Annotated in this window: 15 protein-coding genes; 3 read left to right on the top strand and 12 right to left on the bottom strand. The window is 48.4% G+C overall.

Features of this window, described 5'->3' with window-relative positions:
* Window positions 1-187 precede the first annotated feature (187 nt).
* The 6 genes from ACYVI9_RS00660 to ACYVI9_RS00685 all read right to left on the bottom strand — a co-directional run bounded on the left by ACYVI9_RS00660 (window position 188) and on the right by ACYVI9_RS00685 (window position 9,218).
* Window positions 188-2,965 carry a glycoside hydrolase family 2 TIM barrel-domain containing protein gene (locus tag ACYVI9_RS00660; RefSeq protein ID WP_460759266.1) on the bottom strand — a complete coding sequence of 926 codons (2,778 nt, stop codon included), beginning with the start codon at window positions 2,963-2,965 and terminating at the stop codon, window positions 188-190.
* A gap of 20 nt (window positions 2,966-2,985) precedes the next feature.
* Complete coding sequence (locus tag ACYVI9_RS00665) at window positions 2,986-4,899, bottom strand: sulfatase family protein (protein ID WP_460759269.1); 1,914 nt, start codon at window positions 4,897-4,899, stop codon at window positions 2,986-2,988.
* Between the two features lie 23 nt (window positions 4,900-4,922).
* On the bottom strand, window positions 4,923-6,380 hold the full coding sequence (locus ACYVI9_RS00670; RefSeq protein ID WP_460759272.1) for an arylsulfatase: 1,458 nt from the start codon (window positions 6,378-6,380) through the stop codon (window positions 4,923-4,925).
* Between the two features lie 125 nt (window positions 6,381-6,505).
* The gene (locus ACYVI9_RS00675) at window positions 6,506-7,405 is read right to left on the bottom strand and encodes an alkaline phosphatase family protein (protein WP_460759275.1); all 900 of its coding nucleotides are present in this window, start codon (window positions 7,403-7,405) and stop codon (window positions 6,506-6,508) included.
* Window positions 7,406-7,446: 41 nt separating this feature from the next.
* Complete coding sequence (rsgA, locus tag ACYVI9_RS00680; RefSeq protein WP_460759278.1) at window positions 7,447-8,373, bottom strand: ribosome small subunit-dependent GTPase A; 927 nt, start codon at window positions 8,371-8,373, stop codon at window positions 7,447-7,449.
* Window positions 8,374-8,411: 38 nt separating this feature from the next.
* Window positions 8,412-9,218 (bottom strand): 2,3,4,5-tetrahydropyridine-2,6-dicarboxylate N-succinyltransferase, encoded by an 807-nt coding sequence (locus ACYVI9_RS00685; RefSeq protein ID WP_460759281.1) that lies wholly within the window; start codon window positions 9,216-9,218, stop codon window positions 8,412-8,414.
* 249 nt (window positions 9,219-9,467) lie between these two features.
* Here ACYVI9_RS00685 and ACYVI9_RS00690 point away from each other — a divergent pair, with 249 nt between their 5' ends.
* Window positions 9,468-10,622 carry a glycosyltransferase family 4 protein gene (locus ACYVI9_RS00690; RefSeq protein ID WP_460759284.1) on the top strand — a complete coding sequence of 385 codons (1,155 nt, stop codon included), beginning with the start codon at window positions 9,468-9,470 and terminating at the stop codon, window positions 10,620-10,622.
* A gap of 31 nt (window positions 10,623-10,653) precedes the next feature.
* Window positions 10,654-11,220, top strand: a complete 567-nt coding sequence (locus ACYVI9_RS00695; RefSeq protein WP_460759286.1) for an L-threonylcarbamoyladenylate synthase — start codon at window positions 10,654-10,656, stop codon at window positions 11,218-11,220.
* Between the two features lie 71 nt (window positions 11,221-11,291).
* Here ACYVI9_RS00695 and ACYVI9_RS00700 read toward each other — a convergent pair whose 3' ends face one another.
* From ACYVI9_RS00700 to ACYVI9_RS00715, 4 genes are all read right to left on the bottom strand, one after another.
* Window positions 11,292-12,578 carry an OmpA family protein gene (locus ACYVI9_RS00700; RefSeq protein WP_460759289.1) on the bottom strand — a complete coding sequence of 429 codons (1,287 nt, stop codon included), beginning with the start codon at window positions 12,576-12,578 and terminating at the stop codon, window positions 11,292-11,294.
* Window positions 12,579-12,638: 60 nt separating this feature from the next.
* Window positions 12,639-13,394, bottom strand: a complete 756-nt coding sequence (locus tag ACYVI9_RS00705) for a hypothetical protein (RefSeq protein ID WP_460759291.1) — start codon at window positions 13,392-13,394, stop codon at window positions 12,639-12,641.
* Between the two features lie 283 nt (window positions 13,395-13,677).
* Window positions 13,678-14,316 (bottom strand): response regulator, encoded by a 639-nt coding sequence (locus ACYVI9_RS00710; protein ID WP_460759294.1) that lies wholly within the window; start codon window positions 14,314-14,316, stop codon window positions 13,678-13,680.
* A gap of 40 nt (window positions 14,317-14,356) precedes the next feature.
* Window positions 14,357-16,429, bottom strand: coding sequence for a sensor histidine kinase (locus ACYVI9_RS00715; RefSeq protein ID WP_460759296.1), 2,073 nt, complete (start codon window positions 16,427-16,429; stop codon window positions 14,357-14,359).
* A gap of 610 nt (window positions 16,430-17,039) precedes the next feature.
* Between ACYVI9_RS00715 and ACYVI9_RS00720 the strand changes: the two genes are divergently transcribed.
* Window positions 17,040-18,497, top strand: coding sequence for a CCA tRNA nucleotidyltransferase (locus tag ACYVI9_RS00720; protein ID WP_460759299.1), 1,458 nt, complete (start codon window positions 17,040-17,042; stop codon window positions 18,495-18,497).
* 2 nt (window positions 18,498-18,499) lie between these two features.
* On the opposite strand, the gene ACYVI9_RS00725 is transcribed toward ACYVI9_RS00720, so the two are convergent.
* Window positions 18,500-19,540 carry a patatin-like phospholipase family protein gene (locus ACYVI9_RS00725; RefSeq protein WP_460759301.1) on the bottom strand — a complete coding sequence of 347 codons (1,041 nt, stop codon included), beginning with the start codon at window positions 19,538-19,540 and terminating at the stop codon, window positions 18,500-18,502.
* 56 nt (window positions 19,541-19,596) lie between these two features.
* Window positions 19,597-20,139 (bottom strand): hypothetical protein, encoded by a 543-nt coding sequence (locus ACYVI9_RS00730; protein ID WP_460759304.1) that lies wholly within the window; start codon window positions 20,137-20,139, stop codon window positions 19,597-19,599.
* Window positions 20,140-20,193 lie beyond the last annotated feature (54 nt).

Here is a 20,193-nt window from a genome sequence, read left to right on the forward strand (position 1 = left end):
GCCCATCCACTGAAATCGGCTACTTTAAAAATACAGTAGTTCTTCTAAAACAGCTGAGCAACCGGGTTCAGTAGCTGAAGGAGCGCAGTGCCACGTGGCCCAACCTTTGCTGTCTCCCATCCTGCTAAAATAGCACCGGACCCTATATGCATGGACATATCTTCTTCGTTGAAAACTGGCACCCTTACTATAAATTGAAATCGAAAATAAGTTTCATCTCAAGCCTGCCTCCGTATAGTTTATTGGCACTGAACGTATTTAAAGCTGCCTGCGGTCCCTGTGCTGTATCGAATTTGGTGCCTATTGCATTGATGCTGTGTAAAAACGAAATATCCCCAGGCGGATATTCAATCGCTGTCTTTCCCGGGTGCATCGGAGGCTGCGGCGTCAACATCCGCAAAAAAATATCATCACTTTGCACCCATACTATAAAGCCGCCAGTTGATCGGGTATCGATGCTGGCCCAATAGATTCCTGAATGGTAACCCTTGAATTCAGGATAGACAAATCCAGACTCCCCGGTAACCGAATTATTATAGGCCTTTTCCCATAGCCCAAATCGGGCACCTTTCATCCGGTTCTTATAAACCCGGTAGGGGCCATCGCCCAGCCATTTCATATTTTTCACCTCAGATTCCGGAAAATCAAAACTAATACCGGCAAACAAATTATTATTTCTGGGTTCGTATTGGACCTGCAAACGCAGCAAACCGTCACCTGCAATGCTCCATTTGAAGAAATTGCCGCTTTCAAATAAAACTTGAAGTACAACGGTATCGTCCAGCTGCTCACAACTGATTGACTTCAGCACCTGCTCCCGGCTGATGAGTATTGGGCCATTCGTCAATGGAACCCTGGTGCCGGACCGTTCAACCATTTGTAGTAATCCTGTTTCTTTATCAAAGGTATACTGCATAGGACCGGCCTTAACCCGCCAACGATCCACTTCATCATTCAGGACCACAGTACCTGTGCCACCCGCCTTATCAGCTTCCGAGCTGATCCTTATGGCTTTCTTCACAGGCCAGCTCCAGGTATTTATCAGCCGGCCAAAAGGATCTTTGGCCCTAATCTCCAGTCCATCGTAATTTTTCCAATCTGCAGGTAATCTTAATTGTAAGACGGAAGACTGGCCAGGTGGTACTGAAAGAGATATTTGTTCGGACAGCATTTTTTCAATTTTGATTGGCTGACCGGGACCGGAATAACGCAACCAGGAAACTTCGATCTGACAATGTTCAAGATTAGTAAAATGATATCGGTTTTCAATACTGAACTTCCCGTCGAAATCATCTGTAATAAATCTCTTTTCAAAAAACAGGGGTGACCATATTTCCCGAATGGTATAGAAACTACCTTCTTTCTCAAGGAAAGGGCCCAGAATGCCATCCGGCGCATGGTTTCCATCACTATCCAGACTATCCTTCCTGTCCGTACGCATCACCATTTCATCGGCGTAGTCCCAGATAAATCCCCCGGCGGCAAGCGGATCCGCCTGCATCTTCTCCCAGTAATCATCCAGCCCGGCACCGGCACCGCCATCATAGAGTCCGTGAATAAACTCAGTAGGCAAGAATATTTTTCGCCGTCCATGGCCGTCGTGGGCCAAATAATCGTATGATATATAGTGGGCAGTATTTATTTTTTTAAAATCTTCCCAGGGATGCAGCACTTCCCTTTTTTGGATATCCAGGCGTTCAAACCAGTCATCGAGATGGTAATTATTTCCTCCTTCATTGCCATTATCCCAAAGGATAATACTGGGATGATTAACATCTCTACCTATCATTTCCCGAACCAATTTTAAACCCACCGTATCGTCATAAGGTGGCTTTTGCCAACCGGTCAGCTCGTCCAATACAAAAAGGCCCAGGGAATCACAAGCATCCAGAAAATGTTTCTCTGGTGGATAATGGCTCATTCGCACGGCATTCATATTCATATCCTTGATGGTATTGACATCCAGAATACTCAATTCTCTGGAAGAGCTACGCCCATACTTCGGATGAAAAGTATGACGGTTAACCCCTTTAAGTTTTACTTTGACTCCATTGATATAGATCCCATCTTCTGCGCGTACTTCGACGGTCCTGAATCCAATCGTTTCAGTGTAGCGGTGCAGGGTTTTTCCGCTTGCGTCCTTTAGCCTGAACTCCGCCCGATACCGGTTGGGCATTTCGGGATTCCAGGTCAGCGGTTGTGAAACTTTTCCTGTCAACAGTACGCTGGGACCCTGCACCGTTGCAGACAACTCAGCAACAGCTGCCGTCAGTTCCGGTCTGGCGGGCAGTGGTATAAGTCGCAGATCGATCTTTGCAGCTTTTTCAGCATTAGCGAGCGTTATGGAAGCCTGCAGTGTGCCGTCGGCGCGGGCATCCACGTCAACCTTTCGGATATTGACAACCGGCTTAACTTCCAGGTATACAGGCCGGAAAATCCCGCCGAACATCCAGAAATCTGCGGTACGCTCCGCCTCGTTCACCGAAGCATTGCCGGAATGTTTCTTTACCAGCACTTCCAGCTCGTTTTCCAGGCCGGATTTCAGGAGCCGGCTGATATCATACCGAAACTCATAAAAGGCGCCCTGATGTACCGGACCTGCAGACTGGCCATTGATACGAACTTCCGCATCCGTCATAACGCCCTCAAATACGATTTGTACTTCCTGATCCTTCCAGTCCTTCGGGACCATAAACCGGTAACGGTAGGTTCCGGTTTCGTTGAGTCTTTCTTTCAGGGGATCATGGCCGTAATTATACGCACCGAATCCCTGCTGCTCCCAACAGGAGGGCACAGCGATGGTGGCCCACTGTCCGCTTTTGCGCCCCGCTGAACAAAAGAAGTCCCAATCGACTGTATGATCAGCACCGGTTCCGGAAAGGTACACTCGACGGGTGTCCTGAGCCACTGCACAAACTGTTAATCCTAATAATAAAAAAATAAACAAGCTTCGTTTGTAATCCATACTAACTGATTTATCCGGCACTACTGCGGATGATTGATATCGTTGGGAACCAGACCAAGACTGCCTAATAGATCCATACAGGCGGCTTTGGTCGCATAGGTTCTACCTTCCACTTCACGGCATTTTTTTACCATTGCCACAAAATCTTCTTTGTACCTGCTATACAACAAAAAGTTTACGCCCATTAACGCCCAGTAGTCCTGCGGACCCAACAGGTAACGTTGTAGACAATTCGCTGCAGCTGAAGAACGGTCCAGTTCATAAACTATGGCGGCGGCGGAAACCGCCACCGGCGGATAGGAATCTGCAAATAAAGCCTTCAACTTGGCCAGATGGGGACGAAGGGCTTCCAGCGGCTGTGACCGCAGACCGGTCACCGCCCAATAACGTTTGAGCCGGTTGGCGTCTTTTAAAAAATTCAATTGTTGTCGTAAAATGGCAGGTCCCTGATACCCGGAAAGGCGGGCGACACTATAAATGTCTTTTATCGGATAATCCAGGTCGCTTTCTCTGAAGTGATACGGCGATTGGGTGGCAGCCATTTCATTCAGGCTGCCTTCAGGCACAAGCATCACATCTCTTTTTGTTAATATTTCCTGATCCAGCGCTTGCTGCATCGCATGTACCCGGGCAGATTGTTCGGCCACTTCGGTAAGATTTTGAAGTTCCCAATGATCGGCTTTCGTATCAAAAAGAAAAGCAGCCGGTCTGGGTAGTAGCAGTTGTGCCTGTACTTTATTCAAAAGGCCCTGTTCAAAATCAGATCGGATCAATTGTTTGATGCGACCAATTTCCATATATCGGATGTACCGTAATTCCGGCATAAAGGGCATAAAGTTTCTTGCATAGAAATAGCGTCCATCCGTAACAGCTCTGACCAGATCAATACCATTGTCAGAACGATCAGAGGAAAGGTGCAGATACCGGGGAGGTTGACTGCGGTGAATACCCATAAATGACCGGCCGTCCATATATGCAGGGATTTGGCCGCCAGCCAGCGAAATCATGGTGGGCGCCAGATCGGAAAAGTCAATTAGTTCCTCGGTTACCACGCCATGGCTCCAGGGGGATAAATGCTGGTACATCGGCGGAAACCAGATGACAAAGGGCACCCGGAAACCTAAACTGATGCCATTGGTCTTTGCCCTGGGTATGCCTTCACCGTGATCTCCATAGAAAATGATAATAGTGCTATCGGTCAACCCCTCCTGGTCAAGTCGTTCCAATAATTTTCCAATCTGCTTATCGGTCAGTGACAATGCATTATAAACACGGGTCAGTTCTTTTCGCATGGCCGGACTGTCCCGGTAAAAGGGCGGCACTGCTATTGCATCTTCCTTTATAATTTCTTTCGGCTCCAGGTTGTTTAAAATGGCTTTGGTATATCGATCATAAGGGTTCGTCATGGTTTGCGACTGATGCGAGGCATTGAAATTAAACACGGCGAAGAAAGGCTGTCCCGATTTGCGGTTCCACCAACCTGCTTTTCTGCTGCTTTCATCCCAGCATTCACGGGTAAAAGCCTCACTGCCCAGGATATTATAGTCTGTCTTGGCATTGTTCGTCGTGTAATATCCTGCCTGCTGCAGATAAAAAGGAAAGCCTTTAATGAATTTGGGTAGGGGCATCATACTGCGGTGGCCTCCCGTACCGGTACAATAAGTTTTCACCCCTGTAATAATTGTTGTCCGGCTGGGAGAGCAAACGGTGCCTGTAGAAAAGGCATTGGTAAAACGGACACCTGCATTAGCCAATCGATCGATATGGGGAGTATGGGCCGTCCTATTGCCGTAACAACCCAGAAAGTCGGGCGAACTGTCCTCAATCGTAATCCACAAAATATTCGGCCGCTGTTGCCCCCGGAGCATTCCAGGTAAAAGTATTGCAATCGTAAATAATGCTTTAAGCAAAAATCCTTTTGCTGCAGGGCTCATAGTGCTATAATTTAACAGCCGGATTATTTTACCGTTTCCACAAATGGATATCGCGGCGAAGGTATACGGCTCGCGCGCATTAAGGATTCCAGCTCCCGCAATTTGTCGGGGTAATGGGCTGCCAGATCTGTCTTTTCGCCAGGGTCTTCATCTATATTGAACAATTGAATTTTTCGTTTCTCCGGATGCAGGACATTATATACAACCAATTTCCAGGCGCCTTTTCGGATGGCTTGTCTACCGCCTTTCTCATGAAATTCCCAATACAGGTATTCATGCTGTTGTTGTCCGGTTTGACCCAGCCAGGTAGGCAATAATGAAACACCTTGAAGTTGTTCCGGGCGATCAATTTTTAACAAATCGGCTACCGTTGGCATCATATCCCAGAATGCGGACATCAGATTCGTTCGGCTCGCCGGCTGAATATGCCCGGGCCAGCGTACCAACATGGGCTCGCGGATACCTCCTTCGTATAAATCACGTTTGTAACCACGAAAAGGTCCGTTGCTATTAAAATAATCCGGATCAGCGCCTCCTTCCAGGTGAGGACCATTATCGGAACTAAAAATCACGATCGTATTGCTATCCAGTCCATATTGCTTCAGCCGATTCAGTATCTGCCCGATCTGATCATCCAACAAATTGATCATAGCCGCAAATGCCGCATGTCCCTCCGGCTGACTTTCATAGCCTCCCTTTCTGAAATTACGATCCCCGTACTGTGCTCCTTTGTAAGATTTCTCGGGCAGCAGCTTACCGCGAAACTTATTCATATAAGCTTCCGGAGCAACCAGTTCCGCATGAGGAATGATGGTGGGATAAAATAGAAAGAATGGTCTGTCGCGATTACTATCTATAAAAGCTAAGGCCTGTTGTTGAATTAAGTCCGGCGAATAGGTGGTCTTTTTGTCAGGCATATTCTCCTTCAACACCACTTTCTGGCTATTATGCCAGAGAAAATCCGGAAAATAATTGTGCGCCAATGACTGCGAATTGTATCCATAAAACTCATCAAAACCCTGTTTATTGGGATCCCCTTCAGAGCCGACCGGGCCCAGCCCCCATTTACCAAATGCGCCCGTCGCATACCCCTTTGCCTGGAGCATTTCTGCAAGTGTAAAAGTAGCATCTGGTAAAAATCCAACTTTACCGTCTCCGGTTCGGTTACCTCTTATAGGTGTATATCCTGTATGCTGACCGGTCATCAGCACGGAACGTGAAGGTGCACAGACGGCGGTACCCGAGTAATGCTGCATAAACTGCATACCTTCCCGGGCGAGGCGATCAATATTCGGGGTTTCAAAATGTTGCTGTCCATAACAACTCAGATCTCCGTATCCCATATCATCCGCCAGTATAAAAATAATGTTGGGTCTGGCTGTCGATCCGGTCTGCTGCGCAATCAGCTGCACACAGCAGGTTAATAATAAAATGACGCCTGCCACGCGGGAGACATGGGATGTATTAAATAGCTGTTTCATAATCTGCCAGTTTTACTTTTTCTGATGCATCAAAGGGGACAGGACTTAAAAGTACTTATTTTTTTGTTCCGGCGGGTGGCGACAGGGTTGCACTGACCGAGCGTGGTTTATCCGAGGATGCAGCGTCAGCGCTGAAAAATACCATCCGGCACTACCCCTGTCCATGAAGGGGGCAATTGTTCGACACCAAATATCCGGGCCAGTACGGCTGACGTATTCTTATTACTGTTAAAAAATCCCTGAAGTCCCTTTTTATTGATGCCCGGCCCGGTTATCGCCCAGGGAATCTGCATTTCCTGCATACTGACGCCACCGTGTCCTTTCTCGATACCGCCATGATCGGTGATGAGAAGAAAATAGGTATCCTCATAAAGACCGGCATCTTTCAATTTATGTATTAAAGCGCCAACGGCGCTATCGGCGGATACGATGGCTGCTTTATACGGGGAGGACATCCAGCCAAAATGATGACCGGCATGATCGGTATGCACGCTATACAAAAAGACGAGTTGGGGTTGCTCCTTATTCGCCAGGATAAAATTATATGCCCGATTATACAGGCTGTCGAACCGGTCCTGGTATTGAAAAAACAGATCGTCAAAATACTTTTTATTCATGGAATTGATCAGTTCGGCCCAATTATAGTAGAAAGCGGTCTTTACCGGCTTTGGCTGTTCTTTTAATACTTTAAATATAGAGGGATAATAACCTTCCGCATCAGCATCTAATGGTTTCAGTACTTTTTTATCCACTGTCCAGCCATTATTTACCACGCCATGTTCCTCCGGACCCGAACCAGTAAGATGGCTGGTCCAATTAGGTAAGGTAACGGAAGGCATTACCGGGCGGGTACTAAGAGAGAGCACTCCATTGCTCACCAACCGGTCGATATTAGGATGGGCGACCGCTTTATAGCCCTCGGCACTAAAACCATCAAAACCAATAACAATGACCCGTTGTCCAAAGGAGGTCAGGAAGCACAATAAAAAGACGATACCAAGAAAAAGTTGGATGCTGATTTTCATTGAATTGCTCGTTTCTATAATTAAAAAAAATCCTGGAGATCCTAGTAAGGTTTATCTTCCATAGAGTCCAGGATATTCACATAACTTACATAGCGATCTTCTGTTATTTCGCCGTCAATTACGGCTTGCTTGACCGCACAATCGGGTTCATTAATATGCAGACAGTTATTATAGCGGCAAGCCGTGAGTCTGCTGCGCATTTCCGGAAAGTAATGGGATAATTCTTCCTTATCCAGGCCGGTGACCGACAATTCCCGGATCCCTGGTGTGTCGATCAATTTTCCACCCTCCGGCAGATCATACATGGTTGCAAAAGTGGTCGTATGCATCCCCTTGCCACTCCAACCGCTGACATCCTGGGTTTTGAGGGCTGCATTGGGTAGGACGGCGTTGATCAACGTGGACTTTCCTACGCCACTGTGGCCGCTGAGCAGAGAAGTCCGCCCTTTCATTATTTGACGGATTTCGTCCGTGCCCCGGGCTTCCGTGACACTCAGGGGCAGGACCCGATAGCCGATATCGGTATACATTTCAGTCCAGGTCTGCAGTTTACTCCTTTCCTTCTCACGGTATAAATCCTGCTTATTGAAAATGATAATGGCCGGTACATGGTACATTTCACATACCACCAGAAAGCGATCGATGAAACCCTGGGAAGTTCGCGGTTCCTTTAAGGTGGCAATCAGCAGGGACTGGTCAATATTGGCTGCAATAATGTGCTGCTGATGGCGGAAACGGGGTGATTGCCGGTTGATATAGTTGCGTCGGGGCAGTATCCTGGTTATAACAGCTGTTTGCTCCTGGGTGGATTCCGTTGCTATTTCCACTTCATCGCCCACGGCCAGCGGATTGGTGCTGGTGATCCCGTCGATCTTAAAGACCCCTTTTATCCGGGCATTATAAAAACGACCTTCCTGGTCCTTTACTGTATACCAGCTGCCGGTTGATTTGTAGACAATCGCTTTCATGTGCATTCCTGTTTTAAAAGACCCGGCAACCTGGCTTGTTATACACTGACTTTAAAATCGCGCAGGGCGTCATTCAGACTGGTCTTCAGATCTGTGGATGGCTTCCGCTTTCCGATAATGAGTGCGCAGGGCACCTGGTAGGAGCCAGCCGGGAACTTCTTGGTATAGGTACCCGGAATAACCACGCTGCGGGCAGGAATACGACCTTTGGATTCTATGGCGACAGTATGGCTGACATCAATGATCCGGGTGCTCTTGGTCAGCACGACATTGGCGCCCAAAACGGCTTCCTTCTCCACGATGACACCTTCTACGACAATGGACCGGCTTCCCAGAAAACAACCGTCTTCAATAATAACCGGGCTGGCCTGCAAGGGCTCCAGTACGCCACCGATGCCTACGCCGCCGCTCAGGTGCACATTCTTTCCAATCTGGGCGCAACTACCAACAGTTGCCCATGTATCTACCATTGTACCTTCATCGACATAAGCGCCGATATTGACATAAGAAGGCATCAAAACGACATTTTTACCCAAAAAAGCTCCATAACGGGCAACTGCATGAGGAACAGCACGTACGCCCTGCTTTTCATAATCCTTTTTCAGCAACATCTTATCATAAAACTCAAATGGCGCCACATCCCATGTCTTCATCGGCTGGATCGCGAAATACAACAGGATGGCCTGTTTTACCCACTCATTTACCTGCCATTTACCTCCCTGCGCTTCTGCTACCCTTAATTTCCCCTTATCGAGGGCTTCAATCACTTCTCTGACAGCATCACTGAATTGCTGTTCTTTCAATAAGTTCCGATCGGCCCAGGCCTGCGCGATTAATTCCTGCATATTGTTTGATTCGTTTGATTTTAAGTGGGGACAAAGATAGGACCGCGCTTCCATAGGACAAAGGTCTGGGCGCAATAGCTATCTTTGCCGCATGGATTTATCGTCGGCGGGTGGTTTTGTATAGGTTGGAACCTGGCAGTAAGCCTTTAAACTGTCGGTACGCAGTACCAGACCGTTCCCTGGAATACCTGGATGAGGGACATCAAACAGGACTGAGGGGCCGGCTATTCAATATTAAAACAATTAGAGATGAAAATCGGGTTGGACGCAAAAAGGGCATTTCATAATGGCACCGGTTTGGGCGTTTTCAACAGAGTGCTGGTGGATCTACTGGCCACGCATTATCCGCAACATCAATACTACCTGTTTAATCCCAAACCCGGCAACCGATACCAACCCCGGTTCCCTCAGGTTCAGGAAATCCGCCCCGCGAAAAAACTGCACAAGCTGCTCAGCAGTGCCTGGCGGAGCAAATGGGTAGTAGCTGATTTGCAGCAGCAACAGATCGACCTCTATCATGGCACCAGCCATGAAATTCCCGTCGGACTTCCGGCCAGCGGCATTCCTTCAGTAGTAACGATTCACGATCTGTTTGCCGAACTTCATCCCGAAGATTTTAAGGCCCTGGACGTTCGTATATACCGTACCAAGACGCGTTATGCCTGTCGCAATGCCAACCGCATCATGGCTATCAGTGAAACGACGAAGGCCGATATCATCGACCTCTATGGCATCCAACCGGAAAAAATAGCCGTAGCTTATCAGAGTTGTGACCCCCGCTTTCAACTACCCGCAAGCGAAGCCAGCCGGCAGGCAATTCGCACCCGTTACGGACTTCCGGAGCAGTTCTTTCTCTATGTGGGCAGTATTATCGAACGTAAAAACCTGCTCAATCTCTGTAAAGCCCTTGGTGAGTTGGGATCCGCACTACCCCTGCCCCTGGTGGTTATCGGCAAAGGAAGAAGTTACAAGGAAAAAATACAGCAATATCTGAAGTCCCGGGGCCTGGACCAGCAGGTGATTTTTCTGGCGGATGCACTGAAGACGGCGGGAAAAAAACCTTTTATTCAGGCGGCGGACCTGCCGGTCATCTATCAGTTATCTGAAGCCTTGGTCTACCCTTCTTTTTATGAAGGTTTCGGTATCCCGATCGTTGAGGCCATGAGCAGTGGTGTACCCGTGATCACTTCCAACTGTTCCTGCATGCCCGAAATCGGCGGCAATGCGGCCGTTTATATAGACCCTGCAGATCCTACAAGTATCGCAACCGGTCTCCACCGGGTCTTCAATGACCGGAATTTTCGCCAGGACCTTATTGACAAAGGACTGGAAAATGCCCGGCGGTTTGCGCCCGAAACTTATGTGCAATCTGTAATGAACATCTACCAATCCCTGCTGCCTTGACATAGAAGCGGGAATCAATTAAGTCATCACCATGGAATTTGAAGCAGATATCAAGACAGCTACCAGGGTTTTAACCACCGGCGGCACCATTCTTTATCCCACAGACACCGTGTGGGGAATCGGTTGCGATGCCACCAATCCGGCGGCGGTCGAAAAAGTCTACGACTTAAAAAAAAGAGACGATTCCAAAGCGCTGCTGGTACTGGTTGCCGACGAGCGTCAGGTCATGCAGCATACCGCAGCTGTCGATCTCAGTTTATTCGACTATCTGCAGGATCTCGAACGGCCCACTACCGTCATTTACGAAAACGGACTCGGGTTTGCAGATAACCTGCTGGCCGAAGACGGCAGTATAGCGATCAGGATCTGCAGGGATGCATTTTGCAGGGCCCTGATCAAAAGACTGGGCAAACCCATCGTTTCTACGTCCGCTAATATTTCCGGAACGCCGGCGGCGCCAGATTACGAAGCAGTAGCTCCAGCCATAAAGGAAGGTGTAGACTATATTGTTCGCTACCGGCAGGAAGATATCAGTCCGGCAGCCCCCTCCTCGATCATTCGGTGGAAAAACGGATCCGTAGAAATTATTCGTCCCTGATACTGTGTAGGAATAACGGTTTCCGGAGTGGTATACTTTTCAATTCCTGCCGGATGCCAAAGCCGGCTTCCCTATAGTTTTCGAAACTCCACACGCCGGTTTTGTGCTTTTCCGGATTCGGTTGCATTGGAAGCCACCGGACGATTTTCCCCCAGCCCTTCTGTCTGAATGCTGGAACCCGCAACGGGATAGTTTTCTGTCAGATATGATTTTACCGCTGCTGCCCGCCGGCGGGATAATTCGAGATTGGCTGCCGCAGTTCCATCTCCATCTGTATGACCTGTAATGCGAATTTTCAGTGCCGGATGGGCGACTAATGCAGCCCCTATTTCGTTGATGACGGGATGAGACTCCGGACGAATTATATCACTGTTTACGTCAAAACGTATTTCGGTAGTGCTGGCGACTCCTTCTTTTATGAGTTGATCAGCCAACTTACTGCGGGCATCCTGTTCTGTTGCTGCAATGCGGAAATTTCCAATAAGCATCGGTATTTCCGAAGCCGGAATAACCTGGTTATTATTCAGAAAAAAACTGCGATACATATCTTTAGAAAGTGCTCTGGGCAGATCAATGATCTTCTGCTGATCGAGATAGAGACGGATACGGGTGCCATTCAATGCGATAGCCACATGCAGCACCCGGTTCCGGTACCTCGTTAACGGGAAATCGTTCTTATTGCCCAGCACGTCATTTTTCAGTCCGTATTCCAGGGTTTGTCCGTCTGACTCGGCATACCGGTTCAGGTTGATAAAAAAGCGGTTAGCATAAAAGATATTCTCTTTTAAAATGTCACTAACGGGTGCCAGGCCGAACTGAATAAAAGGCGTGGATTGCTGCCCCCCCGCTTTCAGGAATAAATCAAACTCAATGGTCGCATGTTCGGGCAGGGGTTGTCCCAGGACTGGCTGGATCACCGTATTGTGTACCACACTCAGCCACCGCCCCTCCTGTCCTTCGATGGTTACTACCGCGCCGGATCCGTTGGTATTCCATTGGACGGGAAAATCCCCTTTTGCTACGCCCGAAAAATCGTCCGAGAAAATCAACCGGTTGCCTGGAACAAAATCAGTGCCCTGAGACAGCGCACCATTTCCCCGATCGGAGCCGCCCGACCCGGAGGATGCCGCTGGAATTTCAGCTGGACGCCCTTTTTCCGACCGGCCTTTCTTCTTACGAAATATCCCACCAATGCCTTCTTCAATTTTATCCAGCCCCTTATCTATTCCCTCGTCCACACGACGGTTCACCCTGTTTTCCGCAGCCTGCCTGGCACGCCGCTTTGGATCGATCAGTTGGGCATGCAGTTGCTGTTGCGCCAGCATCAGCCCCAGTAGGACCCATACAATTGTCTTCATGTTTTCTATTTTAAGCTATTAATTAAATCGGGATACACGCGCTGCGCGGGAGAAGATGAATTACCGTAGTATATACTCGTAGATGGTGGTAGAAGCCGTCCCGGAAGTGGCACGCTCGACAGGATAACCGCTTTCATTATACGTATAAGTATAGATCCGTTCTGAAGTACTCCCACTCAATAAATCCGTCCTTTTCATGGAAAGGCTATTATTGCGACTTCGGAAAATACTGGTGGCCGGAATAGAGGTGATTGCATTCGGTTTGTCGTCATAACTATCATATTCGGTAATCATACTTACGGAACCATCGCTCTGGTAGTCAATCAATTTAGCCAGGTTCTTGTTTTCATCTGTAAAATATTCAGCCTTTAAATACTGGGTTTCGGATGGATAGTCTGTCTGGGTAACAGCAATTTTACCCGGACTGTAAGTTAGAACCACCTTATTGGTCAGTATCATCGACAAACCGGTTATCAGAAAAGTCTCCGTCAGGATCAGCTGATTGCTATTGTTGTACTTATAACTGAGCCGGGTAAGCGGCAAGCCCGGATCGTCGCGTTTGATATCCCAATTCGAAAGTCGACCGCTGGCATCATACAAGTTAGTAGCGCTATAATTATTAGCAGGACTTGTCTCAAAATAAGACTTACTAGCAATCACCTGACCCTGGTTATTGTATTCGTAGGTTGTAAAGGTACCAGGGCTGGATACTCTTGCCAGCAGGACCTGCGGTGGCGGATTACTATCATCCTTGCTTTTCTTACAGGAAATCAGGGCTACGGCCATCATCAATACCAGATAAAATACAGTTTTCATTTTACAGATTTTAATAGTTAGTGGAGCCTGGATCTATAGAAACCTACCCTAAAACTCAGGGTCAGTACCACCACCCGTGCTCCAGGAGCAGCAGGAAAGGCTGTACAACGATGATGGCACTACGGAACGCATGCTACTTCCATCGGTATATCCGTTTTGCGAATCATCATATCAAAAATACCCCGACCAGCGAGCGGCAACAACTACATCATTGGGTAGTCGCTTTGTCGAATACTTAAAAAAAGGAGAAGATTACGCGTTCGAGATAGTAAAAACCGCAGGATTAGTTTATCAGTTTGTTACGGATAGCTTTGGTAACCGCCTCTGTAGCGGAATGCACGTGGAGTTTATCGTATATCTTTTTTATATGAAAGCGTACGGTATCCATGGAGATGCCGAGGGCTGCTGCAATCATCTTATAACTATAGCCATTCACCAGAAATCCCAGAATCTCGGATTCACGGGTAGAGAGCTTAAAATTTTCTGCAGGGGAAGTTGCCTCCGGCCGCACCATCTGCAGTACCCTGCGGGCGATACTACCCGTCATCGGGGCGCCTCCTGTCATCACATCCCGGATTGCTGCGGGTATTTCCGTAGTGGCATATCTTTTTAAAATATATCCGTCGGCACCGGCGCAAATGGCGTCAAAAATATGTTCATTGTCATCGAACACCGTGAGCATAATTACGGGCAAACTGCTGTTGATGCGATTGATGCAGCGAACCGCTTCCACGCCGTTGACCACAGGCATATCTATATCCATCAGTACCACATCGGGTTTGAAAGCGGGGATATCCGCGTCGATGGTCTCTGCATTTGGCATTGCCGCAATAAATTCCAGGTCCGGCTGCTCGTCAATCAATGCCTCGATGCTCATTCGCAAAGCTTCGTTATCATCATATAATAAGACTCTTACTGCCATTACTGCAAGTTAAATTTTCAAAATTGGTTCACCCGCTACATTATGATGTAGCCGGCAGATTCACGCTCACGGAGGTTCCCTGTCCCGGTGCTGACTGAATCACACAATGTCCACCCAGATTTTGCGCCCGGGCCTGCATATTCTTCAATCCGCTGGAGCTGCCCGTTCGCTCCGGTTCGAATCCCTTTCCATTATCACGAATCTGCATGCAAAACCGACCATCGCGAAATGTCAGGATGATTTCTACCCGGCTGGCTGCTGCATATTTTGCCGCATTATTTACTGCCTCTTTAAAGATCATAAAAATATCCTTACGCTGGTGCATGCCAATCCGCTCCTGCACCATATCGTCTTCGACAAAAAACAGGGTTTCAATTTCTTTTGGCTCCAATGTGTGACTTGTAAATTCCCGCATTCGGACCAGCAAGTCATCTATTCGGTCATTGTCCGGTGATATGGCCCAGACAATATCACTCATGCCCTGTTGCATGGCAGCAGACTGTTCCGTAATTTTTTCCATAAACAATCCGGCTTTAGCATGGTCCTGTTGCAGGTTGCGATGAGAAAGTTCTGAAAGTATTTTAATACTGGTAAGGGTAGATCCGATCTCATCATGCAGGTTTCTGGCAATATTATTACGAACTGATAATAATGCCTGTTGTTGCTCCACTTTCTTCTTCAGTTGATACCTGTTGAACAGTACGAATCCGGTCAGCAGCAGCAGCAACACTGCAGCAATAATAAAATTTCTCAATTGACGTTGGGTAGCGAGTAGCTGTTTCTGGGTAGCGATCTGCTGATCCGCAAACTGCTTCTGCTGGGTGATCAGCTGCACCTGCTGTCGTTCATTTCGGGTGAGTAGGCGCTGCTTCTCCAGGGCCTCCTGTTGCGTTTTTAATTCCAGTTTCCTCAGGGCCTGTTCCTTAGCCAGCATATTTATCTGATCCTGTTTACGTCCCGCTTCAGCAATCTTACCGGAAATTAGAGCCTGTTGCTTCTCAATCTGCAACCGGCTGATCTTTTGGCTGGTCTGTAGTTGAAATATTTCATTGTCCTTTTTTTGGGTTTCATATTTTTTCTCCAGTTCCGCAATACTGAGTTTAGTTCGCTCCAGATTCAGACTGTCACGGTAGGCTTGCGATTTCTGAACGTCCCGGAATGCATTTTTGTAATCAGCCTGATCCTGGTAATACCGATACCTTGACCGGTAGAAAATTTCAAGTCCTGACTTGTCATTCAGTTCCAGCAGGACTTGTTCAGCATGGTTATACCAGGATTCCGCCTTCAGGTTGTCCTGTAGTGCCCCGTATACACCGGCCGCCGTAAACATATACCGCGCCCATTCTGCCCGATTGTGCAGCGTATCAGTAAGATGTACCGCCTCAAGGATGCTTTCCAGCGCGGCATCCAGTTCATTTTTCTGTCTGTAGAGCATAGAAAGGTTGGCCAACCCCTTTGCCTGACTCATCTGCTCACCTTCCTGGCGGGCGTAATCCACGGATAGTTTTGCATACCGGGCAGCTGAATCCAGTGAAATAGGACGGTACATCACAGAAATATTCATATAGGTATAGATCAGCCCTTTTCGGTCATTCAATGTCTCTCGTATCGCCACCGCTTCCTTGATATAGGTGAGTGCTTTCTCCGGAGCCCGGGTCTCCCAGTATACCGCACTCAGATTACTGAGCGCTTGCGCTTTCTTTGGCAGAAGATTCCCGACTTTGTCATATAGACTGATCGCACGCATATAATAGTCGGCGGCCATTTCCATCCTGTGCAGTTTACTGTATACAAAGCCCGTTTCCACGTATAGGGTACCCTGGTAGGCAGGTTGATCTGAGGGAAAACCAATTTTCAGCGCTTTGGCAAAGTTGCTTTCGGCTTCCTCATATTGAAGATTTGTTCTGTAATATTGTCCCGACTGCAGGTAGGCCAGTGCGGTCAAAAAGCGATCTTTCTGCATCAAAGCAATTTTCAGCGCCTCATTGTTATGGGTCATTACCACGGCCCCCTCCTTCTCATCCAATAGCAGGTCCGCCATATACAGTGCTGCCCGGGCTGTCAACTTAGGCAGTCGTTTGCTTTGACTCAGGGCCAGCGCCTGTTGCGCCATCCCCAGCGCCTGTTGTTTTGATCCTTTCTTTAATTCAGTAATCTGCCCGAAAATCCTGACAATCCTCGCAGAATCGAACGACTGCGGGTTTTGGGAAAACCCGTCGGACGCAGTGATAAGGATCAAAAGAATCAGTCCCAGCCATCTGATAGAAGCAGGAAGTTTGCGATACGCCAATATGCTATCAAACGAAAAATAGCTCATACATAAATACCTGATGGGTTCCGGCATAACCGCGCTGTAACCTGTTGTATCCCCTGTCCGCTGCGGAGACCCCTCGATCTGAATATAATTTTTAAGTTTCAGGAACTCCGTTCTGACCTGAAATTAACAAGAAAAAACGGATTCAGTCATCACTTATTTACGTCAGTTGTCAAATCTGATATGCAAAAAGCACTGCTCCTTTTAAGACCCTCGCCTGAAAATTCCTTGCTGCAATAATCCTGTTGGGGCATGGATGGGTACACCCAAACAAAACCGCCGAATGTCAAGCATACGCCACAGACGGTCGGGGGCATAACTGGCATCCTGGCGGACATGAGAGAACGGATTTCACCTGCCGGTACCCTTAGTAAAAAATCAAACTCAGCTATCTTTGCGGCGCATGGATATGGATATTATATTAAATAGACAGGAAGCACAGGTAATCGCTGTAGTAGCAGCCGCCGCTGCTGATCTGCGGTTGGAGACCTACCTGGTGGGTGGATTTGTCCGGGACAAACTACTGAACCGTGCTACCAAGGATATCGATATCGTCTGTGAAGGAGATGGCATTGAATTGGCGCAGGCGGTAGCCCAAAGGCTGCATCCCGCTCCCCGGGTCAATATTTTTAAAAATTTCGGGACAGCGCAAATCAGCGCTTCGGCCATTGCCGCCGCCACGGGGGCCGATCGCAGTGCTGGGGGCTTTGACCTGGAATTTGTGGGTGCCCGAAAAGAAAGTTATCGTAGTAACAGTCGCAAGCCTGAGGTGGAACCAGGCAGTATTGAAGACGATCAGAAACGCCGGGATTTCACCATTAATGCACTGGCAATCAGTCTGAATCCCGACAATTACGGGCAACTCGTGGATCCTTTTGGAGGCGCTGAGCACCTGAAAGAAAAATTGATCATCACCCCCCTGGAACCCGAACAGACATTTAGTGACGACCCCCTGCGGATGATGCGGGCCATCCGTTTCGCCAGCCAGCTGGATTTTACAATTGCCCCACCTACCTTGCTGGCGATCACTGAACAGGCAGAACGGATCCGTATTGTTTCCCAGGAAAGAATTACTGACGAAATCAATAAGATCATTTTGTCATCGCGTCCCTCGGTTGGTTTTGATGTACTGTACCGGACCGGCCTGCTGGAACTGATATTTCCCAAAATGGTAGCCCTCGCCGGCGCTGAATATGTGGATGGATACGGGCATAAAGACAATTTTTATCATACCCTGCAAGTACTGGATAATGTTGCAGCAAATTCCGGGGATCTCTGGTTGCGCTGGGCGGCGGTACTGCATGATATAGCCAAGCCCGCCACCAAGCGTTTTGAAGCAGGGCATGGCTGGACCTTTCACGGACATGAGGCACTGGGCGGCCGCATGGTCCCTAAAATCTTCAGGGAGCTGAAACTTCCCGGCAATGAGAAAATGCGCTTCGTCCAGAAACTGGTGGAACTGCACCTGCGACCCATCAGTCTGACCAAAGAAAATATTACAGATTCTGCCATCCGGCGTTTACTCTTTGACGCCGGTGATGACTTTGATGCCCTGATGACACTTTGTGAAGCAGACATCACCAGCAAAAACAAACAAAAAGTCCGGCGATATCTTGAAAATTTTAAACTGGTAAGGCAGCGCTGTCGTGAAGTCGAGGAAAAAGATGAGATCAGAAACTGGCAACCACCGGTAGACGGCGCGGAAATTATGGAACGTTACCAGCTGGCACCCTCCAAACCGGTCGGCTTGTTAAAAGACAGTCTGAAAGAAGCGATACTGGACGGTATTGTAGCGAATAACCGACCGGCAGCCCTGGAATTTCTGGATCAGAAAGCTGATGCGCTCGGCATCCGGAAACCTAACTGAACTCAGGCCCAATCTGTATCACCAGGTTCTAATTGTGCTACATAAGACTGTAGGGCCAGCCGGCCCTTGGTGACCATGGCCGTCATTTCCGTCGGATTGAATACCAGACCACCCGGGCCGCCACCCAAAGGCAGTTCGGGCTGTATCAGGTGCAGCTTGCAGGGTGGCCGGTGCTGATAGGGTCCCGGCGTTGCGGCTACTGTAAAATATTCCTGAATCGCGGCTTCCGTTATCCCCGCCGCTTTCATTTTATCCTTGACCTGCTGGATATAGCGCAGGCCCTCGTTAAACATCCGGGGCTGATAAAAATCATTGGTGCTGACATCCGTAATGAAAATGGCGATCGTTTGCTCCAGGACCTGAAACAGGCTCCTGTATTCCGCGGTAACAGGTGTAGCGGTCCGCGCAGCAAGGCTGATCGTGAAAAGTTCCCGGGCGCCGGCATCCATGGCAATACCGATGCCGGCATATTCCCTCACGCCACCATCCACAAACTGAAATTCAGGATCTGAAGCACCGGGGATTAATTTATCAACTTTCACCGGTGGCATAAATACCGGTTGGCTGGCCGAAGCCAGAACGGCCCTGCGAAACTGGTCTGCATTCAACAGGGGCCTTAATTCATAGTAACTGTCAGAAACGGTATGTTGCCCGGTGGTATAGACGACCAAACGTCCGGTCTGCAGACAAACCGTGGTCAAATACACTGCTTTTCCGGATTGTATCAGCCGATCATAAAAATCGTCTGTGAACAGCGCATTGATTTTTTTGGTCAGCGGACCGGTTGTAAAAATCGAAGCCGTATTGAGCCGTTCCCCCAGATTGTATTTTACCAGGATATCCGCATCGGTCACAGAAGTATATAGTTGTTCCAGCGCCTCCAGTTCTCCCAACGCTATCAGCGGGACCATTAGCGAACCGGTGCTGGTGCCGACCAGTATCTCAAAATCCAGTTGATAGAGATTCATGAGGTCTTTAACAACACCCACTGCAAAAGCACCTTTGGAGCCACCCCCGCTGATAATGACTGATTTCTGGATCATGTTTGTTGCGCTGATTTATAGGTTTCCTGCCGGTGTATCCGGCATGGTCGCCTGTACTACCTTGAATATATATCATCGGCATCCACCGATTGAGGCCGGTTCAATCGAATAGCAATAAATGACTGTAACCACCAGTTGTCATGGCGGTAGTCCCGCTGTGCTGTAAGTCCCAGATGCGCCAGTTTGAAAATTTCGAATCCCAGCCCGCCGCCAGCCAGCTGTTCGTTACGGGTACCCCAGTTGGCCTCAAGCAGTAAATGCATGTTGCCGATCGTGCCAAACGCGCCCGCCTTAAAATTCTTTATTTTTAGTGCCGCCATGGGTCCAAATAGTCCCGAAAAAGATTTTCCCTGGTAGACGGCTGCGGCGTTTATTCCGACACGGAGCAGATGCTCTACAACGGCAAACTGGGTATTCATTCCTAATCCGCCCGCATACAGATCGGGTTGCTGACCGGTAAAATCGGTTACCAGGCCATTATGGAGGGTTGCAGTAACTAACCATCCCCGTCTGAATTCAGGATCTGCACCCTGAGCCTGACTGCACAACATGGAGGCAAGAAAAAGCATGATAAGGCAACAACGGCTCAGGAGGTGCATCAGGTAAGATTTTGATCCCCGAAATTAAGAAACTATACCATTCTGCCTATCCCT

This window comes from Niabella terrae (genome assembly GCF_054783135.1).